At 61.2% G+C, this 21,469-nt stretch carries 22 protein-coding genes; 11 read left to right on the forward strand and 11 right to left on the reverse strand.

The window, feature by feature from the left end; genetic code table 11:
• Window positions 1-27 precede the first annotated feature (27 nt).
• From QQF73_RS02075 to slmA, 8 genes are all read left to right on the forward strand, one after another.
• Window positions 28-1,371: a peptidylprolyl isomerase gene (locus tag QQF73_RS02075; RefSeq protein WP_219867080.1), complete on the forward strand. Its 1,344-nt coding sequence runs from the start codon at window positions 28-30 to the stop codon at window positions 1,369-1,371.
• A complete protein-coding gene (pdxA, locus tag QQF73_RS02080) occupies window positions 1,368-2,378 on the forward strand; it encodes a 4-hydroxythreonine-4-phosphate dehydrogenase PdxA (protein WP_219867079.1) in 1,011 nt (336 codons plus the stop codon). Before QQF73_RS02075 ends, pdxA begins: the two co-directional genes overlap by 4 nt.
• Window positions 2,375-3,208, forward strand: a complete 834-nt coding sequence (gene rsmA / locus QQF73_RS02085; protein WP_285367068.1) for a 16S rRNA (adenine(1518)-N(6)/adenine(1519)-N(6))-dimethyltransferase RsmA — start codon at window positions 2,375-2,377, stop codon at window positions 3,206-3,208. Before pdxA ends, rsmA begins: the two co-directional genes overlap by 4 nt.
• Window positions 3,201-4,001, forward strand: coding sequence for a symmetrical bis(5'-nucleosyl)-tetraphosphatase (locus QQF73_RS02090; protein WP_285367070.1), 801 nt, complete (start codon window positions 3,201-3,203; stop codon window positions 3,999-4,001). The genes rsmA and QQF73_RS02090 overlap by 8 nt, the downstream gene beginning before the upstream one ends.
• 28 nt (window positions 4,002-4,029) lie before the next feature.
• Window positions 4,030-4,428, forward strand: coding sequence for a DUF423 domain-containing protein (locus QQF73_RS02095; protein ID WP_219868085.1), 399 nt, complete (start codon window positions 4,030-4,032; stop codon window positions 4,426-4,428).
• A gap of 8 nt (window positions 4,429-4,436) precedes the next feature.
• A complete protein-coding gene (thiS, locus tag QQF73_RS02100; protein WP_219867076.1) occupies window positions 4,437-4,637 on the forward strand; it encodes a sulfur carrier protein ThiS in 201 nt (66 codons plus the stop codon).
• 39 nt (window positions 4,638-4,676) lie between these two features.
• Window positions 4,677-5,486, forward strand: a complete 810-nt coding sequence (locus tag QQF73_RS02105) for a thiazole synthase (protein ID WP_285367073.1) — start codon at window positions 4,677-4,679, stop codon at window positions 5,484-5,486.
• A 90-nt stretch (window positions 5,487-5,576) separates the two neighbouring features.
• On the forward strand, window positions 5,577-6,164 hold the full coding sequence (gene slmA, locus QQF73_RS02110; protein ID WP_219867074.1) for a nucleoid occlusion factor SlmA: 588 nt from the start codon (window positions 5,577-5,579) through the stop codon (window positions 6,162-6,164).
• Between the two features lie 4 nt (window positions 6,165-6,168).
• Here slmA and QQF73_RS02115 read toward each other — a convergent pair whose 3' ends face one another.
• The 4 genes from QQF73_RS02115 to QQF73_RS02130 all read right to left on the reverse strand — a co-directional run bounded on the left by QQF73_RS02115 (window position 6,169) and on the right by QQF73_RS02130 (window position 10,602).
• Window positions 6,169-6,993, reverse strand: coding sequence for an inositol monophosphatase family protein (locus tag QQF73_RS02115; protein WP_219867073.1), 825 nt, complete (start codon window positions 6,991-6,993; stop codon window positions 6,169-6,171).
• Between the two features lie 53 nt (window positions 6,994-7,046).
• Window positions 7,047-8,342, reverse strand: a complete 1,296-nt coding sequence (locus QQF73_RS02120; protein WP_219867072.1) for a pyridoxal phosphate-dependent aminotransferase — start codon at window positions 8,340-8,342, stop codon at window positions 7,047-7,049.
• A 103-nt stretch (window positions 8,343-8,445) separates the two neighbouring features.
• On the reverse strand, window positions 8,446-9,189 hold the full coding sequence (locus QQF73_RS02125; RefSeq protein ID WP_285367075.1) for a substrate-binding periplasmic protein: 744 nt from the start codon (window positions 9,187-9,189) through the stop codon (window positions 8,446-8,448).
• Window positions 9,190-9,264: 75 nt separating this feature from the next.
• Window positions 9,265-10,602, reverse strand: coding sequence for a substrate-binding domain-containing protein (locus QQF73_RS02130; protein ID WP_285367076.1), 1,338 nt, complete (start codon window positions 10,600-10,602; stop codon window positions 9,265-9,267).
• A 205-nt stretch (window positions 10,603-10,807) separates the two neighbouring features.
• Between QQF73_RS02130 and QQF73_RS02135 the strand changes: the two genes are divergently transcribed.
• Entirely contained in the window at window positions 10,808-11,470 is a 663-nt protein-coding gene (locus tag QQF73_RS02135; protein ID WP_219867070.1) for a response regulator transcription factor, read from the forward strand.
• On the opposite strand, the gene QQF73_RS02140 is transcribed toward QQF73_RS02135, so the two are convergent.
• The 6 genes from QQF73_RS02140 to QQF73_RS02165 all read right to left on the reverse strand — a co-directional run bounded on the left by QQF73_RS02140 (window position 11,439) and on the right by QQF73_RS02165 (window position 19,655).
• Window positions 11,439-12,851 (reverse strand): sensor histidine kinase, encoded by a 1,413-nt coding sequence (locus tag QQF73_RS02140; RefSeq protein WP_285367077.1) that lies wholly within the window; start codon window positions 12,849-12,851, stop codon window positions 11,439-11,441. The two genes, QQF73_RS02135 and QQF73_RS02140, sit on opposite strands and share 32 nt — an antisense overlap.
• A 74-nt stretch (window positions 12,852-12,925) precedes the next feature.
• Window positions 12,926-14,032, reverse strand: a complete 1,107-nt coding sequence (locus QQF73_RS02145) for a lipase secretion chaperone (RefSeq protein WP_285367078.1) — start codon at window positions 14,030-14,032, stop codon at window positions 12,926-12,928.
• 7 nt (window positions 14,033-14,039) lie between these two features.
• Complete coding sequence (locus tag QQF73_RS02150) at window positions 14,040-14,966, reverse strand: esterase/lipase family protein (RefSeq protein ID WP_219867067.1); 927 nt, start codon at window positions 14,964-14,966, stop codon at window positions 14,040-14,042.
• A gap of 117 nt (window positions 14,967-15,083) precedes the next feature.
• A complete protein-coding gene (locus QQF73_RS02155; RefSeq protein WP_219867066.1) occupies window positions 15,084-15,398 on the reverse strand; it encodes a DUF3301 domain-containing protein in 315 nt (104 codons plus the stop codon).
• 115 nt (window positions 15,399-15,513) lie between these two features.
• Window positions 15,514-18,552 (reverse strand): efflux RND transporter permease subunit, encoded by a 3,039-nt coding sequence (locus QQF73_RS02160; RefSeq protein ID WP_219867065.1) that lies wholly within the window; start codon window positions 18,550-18,552, stop codon window positions 15,514-15,516.
• A complete protein-coding gene (locus tag QQF73_RS02165) occupies window positions 18,552-19,655 on the reverse strand; it encodes an efflux RND transporter periplasmic adaptor subunit (RefSeq protein WP_285367079.1) in 1,104 nt (367 codons plus the stop codon). Before QQF73_RS02165 ends, QQF73_RS02160 begins: the two co-directional genes overlap by 1 nt.
• Window positions 19,656-19,874: 219 nt before the next feature.
• On the opposite strand from QQF73_RS02165, the gene QQF73_RS02170 reads away from it, so the two are divergent.
• Window positions 19,875-20,369 carry a DnaJ domain-containing protein gene (locus QQF73_RS02170; RefSeq protein ID WP_219867063.1) on the forward strand — a complete coding sequence of 165 codons (495 nt, stop codon included), beginning with the start codon at window positions 19,875-19,877 and terminating at the stop codon, window positions 20,367-20,369.
• 3 nt (window positions 20,370-20,372) lie between these two features.
• Here QQF73_RS02170 and QQF73_RS02175 read toward each other — a convergent pair whose 3' ends face one another.
• Window positions 20,373-21,185, reverse strand: a complete 813-nt coding sequence (locus tag QQF73_RS02175; protein WP_228743342.1) for a secretin N-terminal domain-containing protein — start codon at window positions 21,183-21,185, stop codon at window positions 20,373-20,375.
• On the opposite strand from QQF73_RS02175, the gene QQF73_RS02180 reads away from it, so the two are divergent.
• A complete protein-coding gene (locus QQF73_RS02180; protein WP_285367081.1) occupies window positions 21,179-21,409 on the forward strand; it encodes a hypothetical protein in 231 nt (76 codons plus the stop codon). The two genes, QQF73_RS02175 and QQF73_RS02180, sit on opposite strands and share 7 nt — an antisense overlap.
• Window positions 21,410-21,469 lie beyond the last annotated feature (60 nt).

Here is a 21,469-nt window from a genome sequence, read left to right on the forward strand (position 1 = left end):
CAGCTCACTTACTACCAAGAGGTGTTTATGAAGGCGACCCTTCGCCACGCTGTAAAGACTTTGCTGTTGATGGCAGCCGTCACCCTGTCACTGACGGTGCAGGCGGAGCGCAAATTGCTCGATCAGGTGGTTGCGATCGTCGACGACGACGTCATCCTGCAGACCGAACTCGACGCCCGCATCAATACCATCACTGGCCGCCTGAGTGCCCAGGGTACCGGCCTGCCGCCCAGGGCCATTCTTGAGGACCGGGTTCTGGAACAGTTGATTACCGAATCCATCCAGCTTCAGATGGCTGAGAAAATGGGCATGCGGATCAGCGACAACGAGCTGAACGAGACCATGGATAACATCGCCGAGCGCAATGGCATGACCATGGCCCAGTTCGAGCAGCAGCTGGCGTCCGAGGGTGTCAGTTTCCGCCAGGCGCGGGAACAGATCCGTAATGAAATGCTGACCAGCCGGGTTCAGCAGCGGCAGGTGGGCAACCGGGTCCGGGTGACCGACCGTGAGGTCGAAAATTACCTGCAGGCCGTTGAGGCCCGCGGCGGTGATACCGCCGAATATCGCCTCGCCTACATCTTCATTGAGGTCGAGGATCCGACCAGCGAGGCGTCGGTTGCTGTGGCCCGCGAGCAGGCGGAAAGCCTGCGGCAGGAGATTGTCGACGGCCGCGATTTCCGGGAAGTGGCGGTGGCGGAATCCGATGCCAGCAACGCTCTGGAAGGCGGTGACATGGGGTGGCGTACGGAAAGCCAGTTACCCTCCCTGGTAGCGCCGGTGGTGCCGCAACTTGCCGTTGATGAACCTTCCCCGGTGCTTGAAAACAACAGCGGTTTCCACCTGGTGATGGTGATGGACAAGCGCGGTGGCGGACAGAAACAGGTCATCCAGCAGCACCGGGTACGGCACATCCTGATTCGTCCATCGGAGGCATTGACGGATGCCCAGGCCGAGGCCAGAATCCGCGACATTTACCAGCAGCTTCAGGAAGGCGCAGACTTCGCCGAGCTTGCCCGGGAATTTTCGGATGACCCGGTCTCGGGTTCCGATGGCGGCAATCTCGGCTGGGTCAGCCGGGGTCAGATGGTTCCGGCGTTCGAGCAGGCCATGCTGGAAGCGAATCTCGGTGAACTCCGGGGACCGTTCCGCTCGCAATTCGGCTGGCACATCCTGCAGGTGGAGGAGCGTCGCCAAAAGGATATCAGCGGGGACGTCAAAAATGCCGAAGCCCGTCAGGCCATCTACCGTCGCAAGTTCGAGACCGAGTTACAGAACTGGCTGCGGGAGATCCGGGACGAGGCCTTTATCGAATTCAAGGGGGAGTACGCCCGTGACGACACCGGTACGGAAGCGAACGGCGAGTCATGAGTGCTCCGGCGATCCTTGCGCTGACGGCCGGTGAACCGGCGGGCATTGGCCCGGAACTTTGCCTGCAACTGGCAGAGGAAGGCCGGGAGGCCGGCATCGTGGTGATAGCCAGCAAAGCCCTGCTGGCCGCTCGTGCGCAACTGCTCGGACGTGAGGTGACACTGCACGACTGGCAGCCGGGCCAGACCCCGGTCACAGCTCCGGGGCATCTGTCGGTGTTCGAGGTCGGGGGCTGTGCCAGTTCCGATGCCGGCGTGCTTGACCCGGCTAACAGCGCCTATGTCCTCGATACGCTTCGAACGGCTGCCGAGGGGTGTCTGCGGGGCGACTTTGACGGCATGGTGACCGCCCCGGTGCACAAGGGCGTAATCAATGACGCCGGGATGGCATTCAGCGGCCATACCGAGTTTCTGCAGGAGCTCTGTGGAGTCGAACGGGTGGTCATGATGCTCGCCACGGAGGCTTTGCGAGTGGCGCTGGTAACTACCCACTTACCGCTGAAGGAGGTTGCCGCGGCCATCACGCCGGAGCGACTGGGTCAGGTTACCCGAATTCTCAACGCTGATCTGAAGGCGTTCTTCGGGATTGAGCACCCCCGCATTCTCGTGGCGGGCCTGAATCCCCATGCCGGGGAGGGTGGCCATCTCGGCCGGGAGGAGATCGAGATTATCGAGCCGACTCTGGAGCAGCTCAGGAGTGAGGGCATCCATCTGACCGGCCCCCTTCCGGCCGATACCCTGTTTACCCCGCACTGGCTGGACAACGCCGACGCGGTGCTGGCCATGTACCATGATCAGGGCCTGCCGGTGCTCAAATACCAGGGCTTCGGCCGCGCGGTCAATATTACCCTGGGGTTGCCTATTGTTCGCACCTCCGTTGACCACGGCACCGCCCTGGACCTCGCCGGCAGCGGCCGGGCCGATGCCGGTAGCCTGCAAACGGCTATCCGGGTTGGCGCGCACATGGCCCGCTGTCGGAAAGCCGCTAACCAAGAGACACGCTCGTGAGTAACAAACCCGGCCACCAGGCCAGAAAGCGATTTGGCCAGAATTTCCTGCACGATCCCGGCGTGATCGAGCGGATCGTTCGCGCCATCAATCCCAAACCCGATGATGCCATCGTCGAGATCGGGCCGGGTCTCGGAGCGATTACCGAAGAAATCCTCGCGGTGAATCCCAGGCTCCAGGTGGTGGAACTGGACCGTGACCTGATTCCGGTGCTGCGCACCAAGTTTTTCAATTACCCGGAATTCCGGATCCACGAGGCGGATGCGCTGAAGTTCGACTTCAGCCAGCTGGTTGAGGGAGGTAACCGACTGCGCATCATCGGCAACCTGCCGTACAACATTTCCACGCCTTTGATCTTCCATCTGCTTGGGCAGGCGGGCGTGGTAAAGGACATGCATTTCATGCTGCAGAAGGAAGTGGTCCAGCGTCTGGCGGCGGTTCCGGGTGACAACAATTATGGCCGGCTGGGGATCATGGCCCAGTATTTCTGCAAGGTTCAGCCGTTGTTCGAAGTGGGGCCGGGCGCGTTCCGGCCGGCACCGAAAGTGGACTCCGCCATCGTGCGGCTTGTGCCCCATGATACCCTGCCACACCCGGCCAAGGATCTGGGAACCCTGCAGGCCGTGGTCCGTACCGCGTTTAATGCGCGTCGAAAGACGCTTCGCAAGGCGCTGGGCGGGATGATTTCCGTTGAGCAGTTGCACAGTCTGGGGATCAACGACGGCCTGCGTCCGGAAAACCTCAGCCTTGCCGATTACGTATTGATAGCAGACCTGTTGGCTGACGAGAAAGCCGATGGGCGCGATTCCCATGAGGTAAGTAATGACTGACTACGCCATTGGCGATATTCAGGGCTGTTACGACCGGTTGCGGGATGTCCTGGCGCGGGTCTCGTTTTCACCGTCCCGGGACCGTTTGTGGGTCGCCGGAGACCTGATCAATCGTGGACCCTCCTCGCTGGAAACCCTGCGTTACATTGAGAGTCTGGGCAGTTCCGCGGTGGTGGTCCTGGGCAATCACGACCTGCACCTGCTGGCGGTCGCATTGGGTGGTCACCCGCCGCGCCGGAAAGACACCCTGGCGGATATCCTGGAAGCGCCGGATCATGATCGGTTGGTTGCCTGGTTGAGACAGCAGAACCTGTGCGTCCGGGACAGGACCCGAAATCTGGTCATGGTCCATGCCGGTGTGCCCCACATCTGGAGTGCCGGGCAGGCAGAAGCCTATGCCCGGGAAGTGGAGGCTATCATTCGCGGTGACGATGCCGGCGAGTACTTTACCCACATGTATGGCAACGAGCCGCACTGCTGGGACGAAAATCTCCGTGGTATGGACCGCTGGCGGGTGATCACCAACTACTTTACCCGCATGCGGTTCATCGCCCAGGATGGCACGCTGGAACTGGCCACCAAGGAAGCGGCGGCCAGCGCTCCGAACGGTTACAAACCCTGGTTTGAGTACTCCCGGGAGGACGATGTCCGGGTGGTGTTTGGACACTGGGCGGCGCTTGAGGGCCAGACCGGCAGCAACCAGTTTATTGGCCTCGATACGGGCTGTGTCTGGGGCGGTTTGCTGACCATGATGAATCTGGACACCGGGGAAAAGATCCACTGTGACTGCTGAGCGCGTAGATCCGGGGTGCCAGGGTGTCATGCGCCTGCCTCTGGTTGTCGGCGCCTGCTGCGCCCTGGTTGGGGTGATGGCCGGTGCCTTTGGCGCCCATGGCCTGCGTGGTATCGTCAGTGAACGTGGGCTGGAGGTGTTTCAGACCGCCGTGACCTACCAGATGTACCACGCCATTGCTCTGGTGATGTTGTCGGTACTGTCGGTGGCCGGGTTGAACCGCAGGCTGCTGTCTGTGGCGGCCGGGTTTTTCCTTGCGGGCATACTGTTGTTCAGTGGCAGTCTTTATACGCTGGTGCTGACGGATATTCGCTGGATCGGTCCTGTCACACCCCTCGGTGGTGTGTGTTTCATGGTTGCCTGGACGTTGCTGGCGGTGGCCGGGTTGCGCCGCCCAGGGTCGGGGCAGGGTAAGGAACAGAGGTAAGAAGGCCTATGCAAGTTGAGGTGAATGGCGATGCGATGGAGCTGCCGGTCGGCGCTACCGTCCTGACCCTGGTCGAGAGTATGGCCCTGGCGGGAAAACGCCTGGCTGTAGAGGTTAATGAGGACATTGTCCCTCGGAGCCAGCACGGGGAATTCGTTCTCAGTGAGGGTGATCGGGTGGAGGTGGTCCACGCGATTGGTGGTGGCTGATCGTTTATTCCATGACAATTTAACAACCGCAGGAAGGTTATGAGCGAGACTCCCGAGATTCTGCTTCCCGAAGACAAACCCCTGGAAATTGCGGGCCGGATTTACCAATCGCGCTTGCTGGTGGGCACCGGGAAGTACCGAGACCTGATGGAAACCGGCCATGCCATCGAGGCCAGCGGTGCCGAGATCGTGACTGTGGCCGTGCGCCGGACCAATCTGGGGCAAAACCCCGACGAGCCCAACCTTCTGGATGTCATTTCTCCGGAACACTACACGATCCTGCCCAACACCGCCGGTTGCTACACCGCCAAAGACGCGGTCCGCACCTGCAAGCTGGCCCGGGAGCTCCTGGACGGACACGACCTCGTGAAGCTGGAGGTGCTTGGGGAGGAGAAAACCCTTTACCCGAACATGACCGAAACCCTGGACGCGGCGGAGACGCTGATCAAGGACGGCTTCAAGGTGATGGTCTATTGTTCCGACGACCCGCTGCTGGCGAAACGTCTGGAAGACATGGGCTGTGTTGCCATCATGCCCCTGGGCGCTCCCATCGGCTCCGGCCTGGGCATCCAGAACCGCTATAACATCCGGCTGATTGTCGAAAATGCGAAGGTCCCCGTGCTGGTGGACGCCGGCGTGGGCACCGCCTCCGACGCCACCATTGCCATGGAGCTGGGGTGCGACGGTGTGTTGATGAATACCGCCATTGCCCAGGCAAAGGATCCGATCAAGATGGCCAACGCCATGCGTCTGGCGATTGAGGCTGGCCGTGAAGCCTACCTGGCCGGTCGCATGCCCAAGAAGCTGTATGCCAGTGCATCGTCGCCCATTGATGGCACCTTTTTCTGATCTGGGGCACAATCCCCATTACAAATAAACGAGGGCTGGCGCCAAATGACCGGCCCCGATAACGACAAAACAGAGCGCTGCAGTCCTGTCATGACCGATCAGAAACCGAGTCGCCGTGAGGCGATCCTTCACGCCCTCGTGGAGCTCCTGGAAACAGACCCGGGGGCCCGCATTACCACTGCGGGCCTCGCCAAATCCGTCGGCGTCACCGAGGCCGCCCTCTATCGCCACTTCCCCAGCAAGCGCAAAATGTTCGAGGCTCTCATCGAGTTTGCCGAGGAGGCGGTGTTCTCCCGCTGCCAGGTGATCCTGCAGGAGCAGGAGGATGTCCGGGTGCGCCTGCAGCAGTTGGTGCATCTGGTGCTGGTGTTTGCTGAGCGCAATTCCGGCCTGTGCTGTGTGCTGACGGGGGACGCCCTGATGGGTGAGAACGAGGCCCTGCGCAAGCGGGCGTCCCAGTTCTTCGAGCGCCTGGAAACCCAGGTGCGTCAGGCACTCAAGGAAGGGGAAATCCGCCAGGGCCTTCGCCCTCGTACCAGCGCCGCCCGTGGCGCCGATTTCGTGCTGGTGTTCGTTGAAGGCCGGGTCCAGCGTTTCGTTCGGTCTTCCTTTGCCCGACTACCGTCGGCCGACTTTGAAGAGAGCTGGTCCCTGGTGGCTGAGGGTGTCTGGGCCTGAACGGTCAATCGTAGCCCGAGGCTTTCCGGAGAATCTCACGAACCGGTGCCCAGATTGCCGGTGCCGAAATCAGGATGTCGCGACCGTAGAGGTCGGCGGGGTAGCCTTCCGGTACGCTCCCGAAGTGCCCGGCGGTAGCGCCGGCTTCCAGGGCAATCAGGCGCCCGGCAGCAAAGTCCCAGGGGCTGACGTTTTCGTAGTAGATATCGAGGCGGCCACAGGCAACCCAACAGATGTCGAGGGCGGCGGAGCCAATTCGCCTCAGGTCCCGGCACTGGCGGATCATGGCGTCGAGCCTTGCCACCAGGGGTTCCAGGTGGTCCTTGGTGTACGGGAATCCCGTGGCGAACAGGGCATCCCGCGGTGCCTGGGCATCGCTGTGCCGGATCGCCTTGCCGTTGAGGGTTGCCCCTTCGCCCTCAGTGCCCCGAAAGGTTTCGTCGGAAAATGGGGCGTGGACAATGCCAGCGCGCACCCGGCCTTGCTCAGCATAGGCTATGGAGACTGCAACCTGTGGGTGACCGTAGGCGTAATTGACGGTGCCATCGATGGGATCCACGATCCATAACGGAGTATCCAGTTGCTCGGCCTGACTCAGGTCCGGCATGGTTTCTTCGGACAGGATGCGGTGGTCGGGGAAGCGCTCGCGGATCGCACCGGTAATAAACTTGTCGGCCATCACATCGGCGTGGGTGACCAGTTCCGATTGCGCCTTGTAATCCGTCCGCAGGGTGTTTTCATCCCGCTCCCGCCGGATCAGCTCACCGGCCTCCCGGGCCAGTTGTTCGGCAAAGTCGGTAATCGTCTGGAGAGAAACGGTATCGGACACGGCGCCCCCATGGCTATCTCGGAGAATGAGGGCGCCAGTTTAACACGTCGCGATCAGAGGCTGCTGAGCCAGGCTTCCATCTTGTCCATGGCCTTGACCAGACGGGGGCAGGCCTGCTCGACGAACCCATCCCCCAGATCGTGATCGGCGTAGTCGCCGCCCGCCAGCTTCAGGGCCTCGGCACCGTCGAAGTCGACAAACGCGAGGCGAGCGCCCAGATGATCCGGTACGAAGCCGAAGTCGCTGGCGGGCAGAATGGCCACCCCGGTGTTTTCAAGCAGGGACGTACAGAACGCCTGGCTGGTCTTGATGTCCCGTTTCGAAAGCCGGTCGCGGAAGGCCGAGAAATCCGGGAACAGGTAGAACGCCCCTTCGGGTTTCTGGGCCACGGCACCCATGTCGGTCAGGCGCCGGTGGACATACTCGCCGATGACCTTGAGCACCCGGCGGGACTGCACCAGGTATTCATCGATGTCGTCGCCGCCATTGAACGCCGAGATCGCCGCGTACTGGATCGGGGCGCTGGTGGAGGTGAAGGTTTCACTGGCGATGATGGCCATGGCATCCAGCAATGGCCGCAGCTCGGTTGGAAAGATGAACGTGCCAAGACGCCAGCCGCCGGCACCGGCCCACTTGCTCAGGCCCGTGCTGATGATGGTCCCCTCCGGGTAGTAGCGGGCAATGGACTTGTGCTTGCCCTCGAAGTGGACCTCGCCGTAAATCTCGTCCGACAGCAGGATCAGTTTGTACTTGCGGGCGACATTGGCAATCGCCAGCAACTGATCGTCGGTGTAGGTGCAGCCTGTCGGGTTGGACGGGTAGTTCATAATCAGGATGCGCGGCCGGGAGGGGTCGTCCCGGCAGATGATGTCCAGTTCCTCGGCGGTAAGCTGCCAGTTGTTTTCGGCGTGGGTGGGCAGCCAGTGCACCGACCGGCCGATGATCCGCGCTTGCGGTGCGTAGGACACCCAGCTCGGGCGCGGAATCAGCAGGTCTCCGTAGTACGCCAGCTGCAGAAGGAACAACAGCTCCTTTGAGCCGGGGCCGATGAGCACGTCTTCCCAGGTGAAACGCATGCGTTCGCTGCGATTGATGTACCCGGCGATGCTTTCACGCAACCCCTTCAGGCCCTTGACCGGCAGGTAGTCCTTCTCGTGGGCATGCGCCTTCAACGCCTCAACCACACGGTCAGGCACCGGAAACGGAGACTGTCCAAGTCCCAGTTTAATGATGTCCTTGCCGTCGGCCTTGAGCTGGTTGCTCAGCTCATTGATGCGCAGGGTGGATGAGGGTTGGATGCCTCGAACGTTCAGGTTTATCGCATAGCGGTGATCGGATTGTATGTCCATTGGCCCAGTCTGTGGTTTGGAAATGACACCGCCAGTATAGGAAACCCAAACATACCTGTGACCGTAGGCAGGATAGGTGATTGCCGAATTCGGGGGTGGGACTTTAGTCGGAATCGCCCAAATCGAGTTGGTTCAGCATCCGGTTGAAGTCCGACCGGAGTTGTTCGGCATCCGGTCTTTGCCGGGAAAACGCCGCCCGGAAATAACGTTCCTCGCCAACCGTTCCAGGGATAGCGATGACGCGGGAGAGTTCCGGATAACGCGCCCGGTATTTTTGAATCAGATAGTTGCAGGCGGTTTCCTCACAGATAAAAAGATCCACCCGGTCCAGCGCAACCATGCGCAGGCCCGCCAGATCGGGCTGTTCCTGGCTCATAGTCATCACCCGGGCCAGGTCTTTAGCAAGCCAGTCCATAAACTCCTGATTGTAACTGTACGATGCGGATACGCCCAGGCGCAGGCCGGCTAGGTCGTTGTAGGTGGTCCAGGAGATATCCGCACCTTTACGGGCGTAGAAGACGTCCCGGGCAGTGCTGATCGGATCGGTGAACAGATAGTAGCGCTCGCGTTGCGGCGACGCGGTCAGCGAGAACAGCAGGTCGGCGTCGCCGTTTCGGACCATCAGTTCGGCGCGGGCCCAGGGCAGCAGCCTGATTCTCGGCACAAAGCCCATTCGTTCGACAACGGTCCGGACGGTCTCGACGTCCTGCCCCCGAACGGTACCGTTCTCGACATACTCGAATGGAGGATACTGAGTGGTAACCACGTCCAGGACCGGGGCGGTATCCGACAACACCGGCATGGTTGCCCACACTATCAGAATGCTGACAAAGCCCCGGATCAGCATAGGTTTGGTCTCCGCTCGCGTTTCTGCATCCCCTTGACCTGAAGTCTAGCCGACTTACCGGGTATTTTCGGGCGCTCAGCGGGAACGTACCCAGACCTCCACCCGGCCATTGCGTTGCTGGCCGCTGTCACCGCCGGCCATACCAACAGGCATGTAATGTCCGTAGCCGGTGTAGGCGATATCACCGACGCCAAGGTCCGAGAGCGCCTTGCGTACCGACAGGGCGCGAAGTTCGGAAATCATCTGGGCGCGCAGTTCGTTGCTCTGCTGGTCTGCGAAGCCGATGAGCATTATGTCGTCGGGGCTGCGGTTGTTCCGGCTCATAAAATCGGAAACGCGTTTGAGGTCCCGTCGGGCTTTATTGTCCAGCCGGGTTCGGCCTTCGGAAAACCGGAAGTTGACGGTCAGCCGCTGATAATTCTCGGTCAGTCGCCGGAAGGTTTGCGGGGTGCTGTTGTCCAGTTCCGGTTTGACGGCGATCGGGTTCTGGGAAATGAAGCCGGACCGGGACACAATCGCCTGACCCTCCTCTCCCAATACGAAGTCAATGAAACTTGCCGCCAGGGGCGTCGTTGCCTTCCCGGGCGTATACATGAACAGGCGCCGGGCAAGCGGGTAATCCTCGCTGGCGACCGTTAACTGATTGGGTTTGAGCGCCGGCGCGTCGCCATCGGAGATCGCGAGTACCTTGCTGTCACGAACCGAGGCCAGCCCGGCAAAGCCGATGCCCGACGGATCACGGCTGACATCGTCAGAGAGCCGGTCGTTGGATTCGTACCGACGGGCGGACGAGGCCAGGGTATAGGCCTTGCCCAGCACCAGCGTCCTGAACGTGTCCCAGGTGCCGGACCGATCATCCCGGGCGTACAGGTGGATGGTCTGGTTGTCGCCCCCCAGCTCGGACCAGTTACGGATCTCCCCGGCAAAGATCCTGCCCAGGGTTTCGATACTGAGCTGGCTTACCGGATTGGACGGGTGCACCAGCACCGCCAGGCCGTCGATGGCAATCACGTGCTCGCTGTCGAGGTCGTTCAGGTTTGCCCGCCCGGCCATCTCCGCCACTTCCTGAGCTTTGGCGGGCCGGGACGACGCCCAGATATTGGCCGTGCCATTGTTGAGCGCCCTGAACCCGGTGCTTGAGCCGTGGGCGGCAACCAGGGCGCGGACCGTGGCGCCGGCGTGCTTGCCCGTCAGTACTTTTTCGTTGTCCTTGCCGTTGCTGCGGACACGCACCGGGCCAGTGCCCTGGCGAGCGAGGAACCCTTCCACCAGCATGGGGGCCAGGGTGGCTCCGATGGTGTTGGACCCGTGAATCTCCATGTCTTCTGCGTGGGTCTGGGGTAACCACAGGGTGAGCGCAAGAAACCACACCCAAATGCGGTGCCGCGCCATGGGAAGATGGCTTTGTTTCATCCTAAAACCTCGTGACAACAGTTAGTTAGCGTTGCCCGAAGAATGCGACAGAAATGTGACAGTCATGTTTCAGTTGCCGTTGGCAGGCCCGGGCGCGAAGGGATCTTTTCGCCAAAACTGTTAAGCAGGCCGCGGTGCCGCAGCGTATTGTGACTTATAGTTGGTGCTCCGCAGTAACAAAAAAACACAAAATGCGGGGTCAATCATGAGCCACCTTTCCGCCCAAGCCAGTGGCGGTGACCGCGTCCGCCCCGATCCGGGATCGCCGCTGCGCCGGGTTTTAATTGTTGATGACCACCCCCTGTTTTCCCAGGGGCTGGCAGGCTTGATGACACAGGCTTCGCTGGCCACATCGGTCGATCTGGCCGATTCCGTTGACCAGGCAGCGGCCCTGCTGGCAGGCCCGAACGATGTCGATCTCGTGTTGCTGGACGTTTCACTGCAGGGCGAAACCGGGCTGATGCTGTTGCCGCGAATCATTGCCCGGGAGCCGCCGGTTCCGGTGGTGGTCATTTCCAGCTCGGAAGACGAAACAACCGTTCGGGCAGCCCGCGCAGCGGGCGCGCGGGGATTCCTGCCGAAATCAGCCGGACGAACCGCACTGGTCAGTATGTTCCGGGCCATCAGCCGGGGGGCCGAGTACTTTCCGGGGCGGCCTCAGCCGGCGGCCCAGGTCCAGGCACTGACACCCCGGCAGATGGAAGTTCTGTCACTGCTGGCGCAGGGCTTTCCCAACAAACGGATCTGCCAGAGCCTCAATCTCACCGAACACACGGTCAAGACCCATCTGAAGGCAATCTTTGCCCATCTCGGGGTCCACAATCGCACCGAGTGCGTCAGTCAGGCCCGCCAGATGGGCTGGCTGTAACCGGCGTATCAGCGTGAGGCGGGTCGCAGGCTGCAAGGGCGGGGGCATCCGCGGCCAGCCTGACATCAATCCAGAAGGTGCTGCCAGCGCCGGGTTCCGACGTGACCCCGCAGGACCCTCCGATCATCCCGGTCAGCTCTCTGACAATGGCGAGCCCAAGTCCCAGCCCGGCCGGATTGTCCCGACCCTGAGCACCACGGACAAACGGCTGGAAAACCGAGTCCTGAAGCTGCTTGTCGAGACCCGTGCCGTTATCGCTGATGCTGACTCGGACGATGGCGCCCCGGGGCGCGACGGTAATGCGCACTTCGTTGCCACCGCTGTGGTCGATGGCGTTGAACACCAGGTTCTGCAGCGCCCTCAGCAGGAGCTCCGGGTCTGCCATGACCTGAAGCCGCGGTTCCGGGGTGGCCCGGCAAAGCCGGATGTCGTGCAGGGTTGCATGATCAACCGTGAGGTCAACGAGCTGGTCCAGCAGGGCGTTCAGGTCCATGACGTCGTTCTGGGGCTGGATCATCCCCTCGTTGATGCGTGAAATATCCAGCACGGTGCCCAGCAGGCGCTGAAAGTGACTGACCGTGCCCTGCAGGCGGCGGACCAGGCTGAGGTGCTCCGGGGCCAGCCGCGCTGCCGACAGGTTTTCCAGGGTCAGGCCAATGATGTTCAGGGGCTGGCGAAGGTCGTGACTGGCCACGGTGATGAGATGACTTTTGCGTTCGCTCTCTTCGGCCGCGCTCTGGTGCAGAAAATTGACTAGTTGCTGGTCGAGGAAGTGGGCCCGGTGCCGGTATTCACTGAGCCAGGCCCCCATCATCCCGATGGTATTCGCCGTGAGGACGAAAAACAGGTTGACCATGACCGCGCCCGGCGGCAGTCCGACTGATAACTCCACAATCAGATAGGCGACGATAATGATTGCCGAGGCGATGGATGCGGCGAAAAAGGGCAGGCCCATGGCAAAGTAACCGAACATCAGCATGAGCAGCATTCCCTCGTAGGGCAGGGGGAAGTCCCGGAGTCGAGCGGTGGCGATGATGGCCACCACACTCAGGCCGCCAATCAGATAGGCGAGGGCGTACAGACCCTCGAAACCGAGGTCCCCCGGTCGTTGGCAATACGACAGCCACCACACCAGGGTGATGACGGGGCAGGTGACCCACAGCCGGATGGCTGTGGTGGTCTTCGCCAGTTCCGGTGGCAGCATGACCAGGTCCAGCAGCACAAAGATGCCGAAGATCAGCAGCCCGGCTGCGGAAACCAGGCGGGCGCGCTCCCGCACCGCTGCGGCCCTGAGCTGGCGATAACCGGGTTCAAGATCGGGGCTGAATCGCAGGCGCCGAAAACCGGCCGATTGCTGCAATCTGATTGTCTGCGTATCCATCAAGCCCACCTGCCGTTACGGAGCACTATGCAGTGTAATGCTCCGTATCCGGAGAAGACGGGAGTGGGCGCACATTATGGCTGATTGCTGCCCAGCATCTTCAGTCGAGCCCAGGTGTGTTGTTTGTTGTCCGGAAAGTACTGGTCCAGGAGTCGGGCCTGCTGGGCGGCCTCGTCGGCGTCGGCCAGTCCGGATTCCTTCAGCTGGGCCAGGGCTTCACTGTATTGCCGGTACCGGGCATCGAAGTCTTCGCGCTCCCGCAGGTAGGCCGTGACATCGGCCGCTGCATCCGGAGCCATGCCCAGATCCATCAGCTGTTGTCCGGCGTTCTCGGGGGAATCCGCCGTTTTCATGGTCTCCATCCGCTGACGGTTCTCCTCGTTGGTCTCCAGAAGCCGGCGTTCGGTTTGCAGCAGGGGTTCCGGAAGCTGGTTGCGATGCCAGTCGATCAGCGCCGTTTTGGCGCCATCCGTCAGGTCCGTCCGGCGGGCGATATCCAGCGTGGCCAGGGTGTACTCTCCGTACGCCTCTTCCATGCCAAAGAAGGCCCGGTGGGCGTCAGGACTGAACACAGTCTGTCGGAGTTGCTGGAGATCCGTGAACGCCTTTTCGAGCATTTGCTGTTGGTACGCCGGGTCGTTCTGGCGCGCCGGATCCAGCGGGGCGGCCTGCAACGCCAGGGCTTGCTGCTTGTAGTCGAGATACTGGTCCAGGAGGGCCATGGCCTGCCTGGCGGCCTCGTGCGGGAGATGACCGAAAGCCAGTGCCCGGATGCGCTCCAGGGCGATCTCCGGCGACACCTCTCCGACGGTACTCAGGAAATAGTCGAAGAAATCCCGGGTACCGAGATCAACAATCAATCGGCCGTTGGCGTCGGCCTTCAGGGCACCGTCGATATCGGTGCCTTCCAGGGAGCGGGCAAAGGGGGCGGACCCCAGCGTCTCCGGTGTGCGGGCGGCGATCGCGGCGGCGGCTGAGGTGTCAGGACCGGTGCCCGTGCCAGCCTGAGGTTGCAGGCTGAGTTCAGGGACGACGGTCTGAGCGTCGGGGGCATCGCGGTCGCCAGTGCCCGCCCGGGTGGTTTCACCGGGCGGGTACAGCCACATCGCACCGCCGGCCACGATGGCCGACAGCGCGATGGGGGCGAGCCATCGACGTTGCAGGAACTGACGATGTCTCATCTGGACCTCACAGACCGCGATTTTTCAGGCGGTTAGCCTGCGAACGGTAAAGGGATACCGGGTTGGTCCAGAGGGAACGGGCGCCGAACAGGTGATTGATGGCATCCACATGGTTCATGACGTAGTGGGTCCCGATCACGTTGCCCATTTTTGTGGAGCAGACACCCACGAGGCCATCGTTGGGCTCGCTGCCGAACGCCAGTGAGGTGATGCCCAGGAACGGATCGGAAACATCGAGAATGTTGGTCCAGACGGCGCGGCCGGTCCAGGAAAAGAACTTGATGCGGTTGCCGTTGATCCAGACGTTCTCATCGGTGCCCGAGCAGGAGGAGCGGTTGACCCCTTTCCAGCCGAGGGCATCGTTCAGTTCCGTGGTGCCCCGCGTGGTCAGGGTTTCCAGCGCAGCCACACCATCCTGGGGGTTGCTCGAGCCGGACAGAGCGTTCACCAGGTCGCCCAGGGCGTTGGCGATGGTTTGCGCTCCGCCTTCGACGTAACTGCCCGGCGGGAGGATGCCGCGGACGACATCGGCCACTTTCGAGCCCTTGTTGACGCCATCAATCGAGGTGATGGAGGCGATCTTGTGGGGAATGAGTGACGCCGTGACCCGGGACGTCGGTGCGCCCTGGCTGTGGGCCATGAGATTGACCTTGGAATGACCGAGGCCGTTGACGTAGTTGGCCAGTTGCTGGCCCCGCTGTTCACTGCTGTTGACGAAGGAAACGCTGGCGGAATAAACCCGTGCGCCGCTGCGTTCCAGGTTCCAGGGGATGGTGTGGAAGTAGTTGACCAGACCACCGATGGTGTTGAATCCGGTGACACCGTGAACCAGAACAATCGGGTAGCGGGTCTGGGTATAACTGGCGTGGCTAAGGAACGAGGCTGACAGCATGACAAGCCCCAGCGCGATGGCTGCGGTAGTTCGAATACGCATGATTGAATCCTGTTGTTTTTGTAAGCGGCCGCTTCCATGGCGGCCTTGGGTCATTAATGCGTTGTCGATTATTCGCGCGAATGCGCGGGCGCGGAATCGCCCATTTGGGGGAGGTGATCAGGAGAATCGGTGGGGTTCCAGTTCCATGTGCAGAATGCGCTGGCCAAGCATGATCACGCGGCCGGTGTAGCGCTCCTCGCCGGTGGAGGTGAAGTCAAACAGAAATCGGCGCCAGACCCGCACCCGCCCCTCGGGGTCGCGCTTGAACCAGATGCCGCGAAGATAGACGGCATCGTCCAGCAGCATGACGTCCATGCTCTTGCAGTAGCGGCGGGCCGCCTGGAGCACGAAGTCCTTGATGGCCTTGGCGCGCCACCAGTACCAGATGGCGAAGGCGGCTAGAAATAGCCAGAAGAGGGTTCCCAGAGTCACGGTTTGGCGATCTTTTTCGTTGAATAGCAAAATGGAGTGACAGACTACCCTAATCGGCTGGCTTGGGAAATTGTGCCCGGCCTGCCCCTGGGTGGCCGGGCGATTTGCGGGCCGGTCAGTGACCGGCTTTATTGTGATCGCGCGCCAGCAGGATGTAGAACGCCGGCAGCACGAAGATGGTGAACAGGGTGCCGATGCCGAGACCTGCGCTGATGGTCAGGCCGATGGCGAAACGGCTCTCCGCGCCCGGCCCGATGGCAATCAGCAATGGCACCATGGCGAAGATCAGCGCCAGTGAGGTCATGATGATCGGGCGCAGGCGGATGGCCGCCGCCTCGATGACCGCCTTGACCTTGTCCAGGCCCCGTTCCACCTGCAGCTGATTGGCAAATTCGACGATCAGGATGCCGTTCTTGGAGACCACGCCGATCAGGGTGATCAGCCCGACCTGGGTGTAGATGTTCATGCTGGCAAAGCCGAGCACGATAAACGCCATCGCACCGGCTACCGACATGGGCACGGACACCAGGATAATGAACGGGTCACGCCAGCTCTCGAATTGCGCAGCCAGTACCAGGTAGATCACCAGCAATGACAGGAAGAAGGTGACTACCAGGGCGCTGCCCTGGGTCGCAAGCTGCCGGCTCTGGCCAGTGTAGTCGTAGCTGAAGCCCTGCGGGAACACCTCGTCAGCGGTCTTTTCCATGTAATCCATGGCCGCACCGGCCGCCACACCCGGCATCACCACGCCCTGGAGGGTCAGCGAGTTCTGCTGATTGAACTGGGTCCGGTTGGACGGCTCAACAGTGCGGCTGAAGCTGACCACACTTTCGAGCGGAACCAGTTCACCGGTATCGGCGCGGATGTAGTAATCGTTCAGCGCTTGAGCGTCCAGGCGGAATTGCTGGTCCACCTGGGGAATCACCTGGTAGGAGCGGCCTTCCATGCTGAACCGGTTGATATAGCCCCCGCCCAGCATACTGGAGAGGGCCTGGCCGACGTCCTGCATGGACAGGCCAAGGTCGGCAACCCGGTCCCGGTCCACGTTGATCCGGGTGATGGGCCGGTCAAAGTTGATCGATTTCTGCAGGAACATGAAGTTGCCGCTGCCCATGGCCTTGCCCCGCAAGTCGTCGGCGACCTGGTCCAGCTGCTCATAGCTGTTGCCGGTGGTGATCACGAACTGGAACGGCAGGCCGCCACCGGAACCCGGCAACGACGGCCGCGGGAACACCGCCGTCTGCAGCCCGGTGACCTTCTTGAGCTCGGCATCCAGCTGGGGCTGGACTTCGAACTGGGTAATCTCCCGCTGGCTCCAGGGCGCCAGTTTGAAACCGCCGAACACCGCATTCGGCCCGGTAAAGCCGATGATCATGAAGTCTTCGTTGTACCCGGGCAGGTTCGACATCCGGTTCTGGATTTCGTCGCCGTGCTCCTGCAGGTAGTCGAGGGTGGCGGTCTCGGGCCCGAGGCCCTGATAGAACAGGATGCCCTGATCCTCGGTCGGCGCCAACTCGTTCTGGCTCATCATGGCCATGAAGTAAATGGAACCCAGCACCACAACCGCAAAGAAGATGACCACGGACTTGGTTTCCATCAGCGAGCTGAGAGCCTTCTTGTAGCCGTTGGACAGACCGTTGAAGCTGCGTTCCACCAGCGCCTCGAACCGGCCGGGGTTGCCATGGGGCTTCAGTACCAGGCCCGACAGCATGGGGGAGAGGGTGAGCGCCACGACACCGGAAATCACCACTGCACCGGCCAGGGTGAAGGCAAACTCGGTGAACAGCGAGCCGACCAGGCCGCCCATGAAGCCAATCGGCGCATACACGGCCACCAGTGTGGTGGTCATGGCAATGATTGGCACCGCCATTTCCCTTGCGCCCTTGATGGCGGCGTCAAACCGGGACTCGCCCCGTTCGATATGGCGGTGCACGTTTTCGACCACGATGATGGCGTCGTCGACCACCAGGCCGATGGCCAGGACCATGGACAGGAGGGTCAGGAGGTTCAGGGAAAAACCGAACATCAACATGATGAAGGCGCCGCCGACCAGCGACAGGGGAACCGCCACGGACGGCACGATGGACGCCCGGATTGAGCCCAGGCACAGGAACACCACCACCAGTACAATGACCAGCGCTTCGAGCAGGGTCTTGATGACCTCGTTGATGGAATCCTCAATGAAGTCCGAGGCGTCATAGGCCAGCCGGACATTCAGGCCGGAGGGCAGCTGGCTTTCGATGTCCGGGAGGGAGTCTTTCACCAGGCCGGCCACGGTCAGCGGGTTGGCGCCCGGTGCCAGTTCAATGGCCACGTAGGTCGCCGGGTCGCCCTTGTAGAGCGCAAGCTGGTTGTAGGACTCCGAACCCAGCTCCACCCGGGCGATGTCCTGAAGCCGGATCTGGGTGCTACCAGACTGTTTCACCACCAGATTGCGGAACTGATCCGGATCGGCGACATCGGTGTCGCTGGTCATGCTGATCTCGGTGTACTGACCCTTGGTGTTGCCCACAGCCGCCTGGTAATTGTTGGCACGCAGCTTGGCAACGACTTCCGGGGGAGTCATGTCGACTGCCGCCAGCCGCTCCGGATCCAGCCAGACCCGGAGTGCGAATTTGCGGCCAATCAGCTCGGCCTTGCCGACACCCGGAAGTGCCTGCAGCTTGGGCTGAACCACCCGGGTGAGGTAATCGGAGATCTGGGGCACACCGATTTCGCTGCTGTAAAAAGCAATGTACATCAACGCGGTGGAATCGCCGGTCGTGGAGGTGATGACCGGGTCCTGGGCCTCTGCCGGCAGCACGTTGCGCTGACTGGCTACCTTGGCCTGAATCTCTGCCAGTGCGGCATTGGCGTCGTAGTTGAGTACCATCTTGGCTTCGATGGTGGAAGTTCCCTGGGAGCTGGTGGAGGTCAGGTAATCGATACCACTGGCCTCAGCAATGGCCTGCTGAAGCGGTGTGGTGATGAACCCCTTGATCAGGTCAGAGCTGGCGCCCGGATAAGCGGTGGTCACGGTGACCGTGGTGCTTTCGAGCTCGGGGTACTGACGGATCTCCATCTCCATCGCAGCCCGGGCGCCGAGCAGCAGGATCAGAAGGCTCACCACCGTGGCCAATACCGGACGGTGGATAAAAATATCGGTAAATCGCATTATTCAGACGCCTCCTGCGATTCACCTGACTCGTCCTGAATCTCGACCGGCTGACCGGCCCGCAGGCGCAGCAAGCCCTTCGATACCACGGTCTCGCCTTCGCCGAGTCCGGCCAGAATGGCGACCCGGGTGTCGCGGGTTTCGCCGGTGTCGACGGTGCGGCGGGTGACAACCTGGGTACCCTCGTCGTTTTTGCCCACGACAAAGACAAAGTCACCGTAAGTGTTGTAGGAGACCGCAGTGCGGGGCACTGTCACCACTTCGTTGTCCCTGGGCTGGCTGGTCATCACCGTCGCAAACATGCCGGGCCGAAGCAGGTTCTCCTTGTTGTCGAGGGTGGCCCGGATTCGTACGGTGCGGGTTTCCGGGTTGACGGAGGTGTTGATCGCGCTGACCGTGCCTTCGAAAATCTGGTCCGGTACCGCAGCCACAGTCGCCCGCACCGGATAGCCGGTTGCCACGTTAGGCAGGTTCTTTTCCGACAGGGTATAGTCGACGTAGATCGGATCCAGCATGTTGATCTCGACAATGGGCGTGCCCGTGGCAATGTACTCACCCTGGTCGACCATCCGGATGCCCAGCCGGCCGTCAAACGGTGCGCGGATGATCTTTTTGCTCAGTTGGGCTTCGGCTTCGTTCACCCGGGCGCGGGCGGCGTCGAAGTTGGCCTTGGCTTCATCGTACTGGGACTGGGAGACGGCGCGTTTGGGCAGGAGGTTGGAGACCCGCTTGAACTCCTGTTCGGCGAGTTGGGCTTCCGCCCGACGGGTCCGGAGTGCCGCTTCATCAATCGCGGAATCGATGCGAATAAGCACGTCACCTTTTTTGACGGTGTCGCCGGACTCGAAATTGACGGTCTCAACGACGCCGGGTACTTCGTTGGCAACCTCAATCCCGTTGACCGCTTCGATACTGCCAACGGCCTTGATCGCTGGTGTCCAGAGTTCTTTTTGGGCCTGGACCGCGGAGATCTGTGCGGGCGGACGCGGCTGCCCCATCTTTTCTTGCATCTGGCCAAACTGGTAAAACTTGTAGCCAAAAATGCCGCCAAGGACGACGCCGAGGAAGATGATAACGATCACGAAGCGGGAGGCAGTACGCATAGTTCGGGTCCTGGGAATCGGGCTTTATATGTAAGTCATAAAACATAGCATCCTATAAAAGTCCGGTAGGTGTTGTCACCGGTTTGTCAGTATTTCTGCGTAGCCTATTCAGACAGTTGCGCCAATTTGGCGCCATTGGACTGACCGTGAAGGGGATGCTGGTATTGTCGGTCAGGTAAGTGACAGAATTACGAACGGACTCTAGTGAAGGATCAGCGCATGCAGTGGATTCTCGGCCTCGCTCTGGCGGCTGCCGTCTTTGTCATTCTGAAACAGTGGGGCGCCCTGACGCCCGAGAAGCAGAAATCGGCAATCTGGAAGATTGTTCTGGTGGCGGGCGGAGCGCTGCTGGTATTCATGGTTTTGACGGGGCGCGTGCACGTGTTGACCGCGGCTGTGGCTGCGCTGCTCCCGCTGTTGCGAAAACTGCCGGCGGCGTTGAAGTATATTCCCCAGTTTCGCCAGAATTTCCGGACCGGTGCCGGTGCCGAAGCGGATGAGGGCCAACATCGCAGAGCGGCATCCCATGGCAATATGTCCAAGCAGGAAGCCTGTGAGGTGCTTGGGGTGCAGGCGGGATGCAGTGACGAGGACATTATCGTCGCCCATCGGCGGCTGATCCAGAAACTGCATCCTGACCGGGGTGGCAACGATTACCTTGCCGCCAAGATCAACGAGGCCAAGAGTGTCCTGCTGAGTCGCTCTCGGGCCTGACGCTCAGGGCAGGATATCAACCTTCACCTCAAAGCTGCGATTTTCTCCCCGACTGCTGCTGACACTGTAGGTAATGCCGGACCGCTGGCTGCTCGCCTGTGTCGAGGTGCCGCCCAATGACACCCATTGCCCGGGTTCTACCCTGCGAACGGTGACCAACGCCTCGGTTTCGTACCCGGGCAGCGACGCCGGGTCCTCTTCGAATGAAACAATATTCAATTCAATGGCGCGGTCGGAAATGACCTGTGGGCTCACCAGGAAACCGCTCCGGGTCTCGACCTGTTCGAGAATGGCTGCGGGATTCCGTCCGCCCTGAATAACGATTGGAAGCGTGCTGATCTGGCCCGAGGTCACATGGGCCGAGTGTCCATCCTGCACCACCAGGCTGCGCTGACGGGCATTGTTGGTGCTGGTGACCTTGCGCTCGACATTTACGTTGACCCGGTCCTCCGAGCCCGAGATGCTGGCACCAGATCGCTTGCCGCCGATGTCTTCCCGGGACCGAACCGTGATACGCAGCTGCACGGCGGCCACATCCAGGGTGCCGATCAGCATGCCAATTTCGTCGAGCAATTGCGCCTCCCCGCGAACTACCACCTGTTGTCCCCGTGCAACCACCGTCAGCGCCGAGTCTTTATAGAGTGCACGGATCTGGCTGGCGACATCGTCGGCAGGCCGGTTATGAAGCTCGTAGACGCGGGCCCCGGATTGCGCCAGGGCGCCCGCCGAAAGCAGACAAAGGGACAGAAGCAGCACCAACGCCGCAGCCAGGGTGCCGGCGCGGTATTGGAGGTAGGAGGACGTTTGTTGTGTCATTTCTGCTCCTGACCCTGCCATCGAACTTCAAAAAGTCGGGGCAATGGGGTTGCCAAGGTGAAAACCGGGGGTATATATTGAAAAGCATGAAGACGACACACGCGACCTGTCAATTGAATGTTCTGCAAGCTTTCGGTGAAAAACCGATGGCGGCAGTCGCTACTGTGTTTTCTTGGTGGTTTGGTTATGGCTTTTATTTTAGCCAGAGCCCGGGCCGCCCGTAAGATCTTCATCGACCGAACAACGAGGAAGGCAGCCCGGCAGAAACCCAGGCTGCCACCGGA

Origin of the sequence: Marinobacter albus (genome assembly GCF_030238305.1) — a bacterium.
Taxonomy (GTDB): Bacteria; Pseudomonadota; Gammaproteobacteria; order Pseudomonadales; family Oleiphilaceae; genus Marinobacter; species Marinobacter albus.

Coding starts and splice junctions, on each gene's coding strand:
- QQF73_RS02150 (WP_219867067.1), bottom strand. CDS start 14,966: ATGCGTATTCGAACTACCGCAGCCATCGCGCTGGGGCTTGTCATGCTG.
- QQF73_RS02105 (WP_285367073.1), top strand. CDS start 4,677: ATGAGCGAGACTCCCGAGATTCTGCTTCCCGAAGACAAACCCCTGGAA.
- QQF73_RS02145 (WP_285367078.1), bottom strand. CDS start 14,032: ATGAGACATCGTCAGTTCCTGCAACGTCGATGGCTCGCCCCCATCGCG.
- QQF73_RS02135 (WP_219867070.1), top strand. CDS start 10,808: ATGAGCCACCTTTCCGCCCAAGCCAGTGGCGGTGACCGCGTCCGCCCC.
- QQF73_RS02075 (WP_219867080.1), top strand. CDS start 28: ATGAAGGCGACCCTTCGCCACGCTGTAAAGACTTTGCTGTTGATGGCA.
- QQF73_RS02160 (WP_219867065.1), bottom strand. CDS start 18,552: ATGCGATTTACCGATATTTTTATCCACCGTCCGGTATTGGCCACGGTG.
- thiS (WP_219867076.1), top strand. CDS start 4,437: ATGCAAGTTGAGGTGAATGGCGATGCGATGGAGCTGCCGGTCGGCGCT.
- QQF73_RS02130 (WP_285367076.1), bottom strand. CDS start 10,602: ATGAAACAAAGCCATCTTCCCATGGCGCGGCACCGCATTTGGGTGTGG.
- QQF73_RS02125 (WP_285367075.1), bottom strand. CDS start 9,189: ATGCTGATCCGGGGCTTTGTCAGCATTCTGATAGTGTGGGCAACCATG.
- QQF73_RS02140 (WP_285367077.1), bottom strand. CDS start 12,851: ATGGATACGCAGACAATCAGATTGCAGCAATCGGCCGGTTTTCGGCGC.
- pdxA (WP_219867079.1), top strand. CDS start 1,368: ATGAGTGCTCCGGCGATCCTTGCGCTGACGGCCGGTGAACCGGCGGGC.
- QQF73_RS02165 (WP_285367079.1), bottom strand. CDS start 19,655: ATGCGTACTGCCTCCCGCTTCGTGATCGTTATCATCTTCCTCGGCGTC.
- QQF73_RS02120 (WP_219867072.1), bottom strand. CDS start 8,342: ATGGACATACAATCCGATCACCGCTATGCGATAAACCTGAACGTTCGA.
- QQF73_RS02175 (WP_228743342.1), bottom strand. CDS start 21,185: ATGACACAACAAACGTCCTCCTACCTCCAATACCGCGCCGGCACCCTG.
- slmA (WP_219867074.1), top strand. CDS start 5,577: ATGACCGATCAGAAACCGAGTCGCCGTGAGGCGATCCTTCACGCCCTC.
- QQF73_RS02095 (WP_219868085.1), top strand. CDS start 4,030: ATGCGCCTGCCTCTGGTTGTCGGCGCCTGCTGCGCCCTGGTTGGGGTG.
- QQF73_RS02170 (WP_219867063.1), top strand. CDS start 19,875: ATGCAGTGGATTCTCGGCCTCGCTCTGGCGGCTGCCGTCTTTGTCATT.
- QQF73_RS02090 (WP_285367070.1), top strand. CDS start 3,201: ATGACTGACTACGCCATTGGCGATATTCAGGGCTGTTACGACCGGTTG.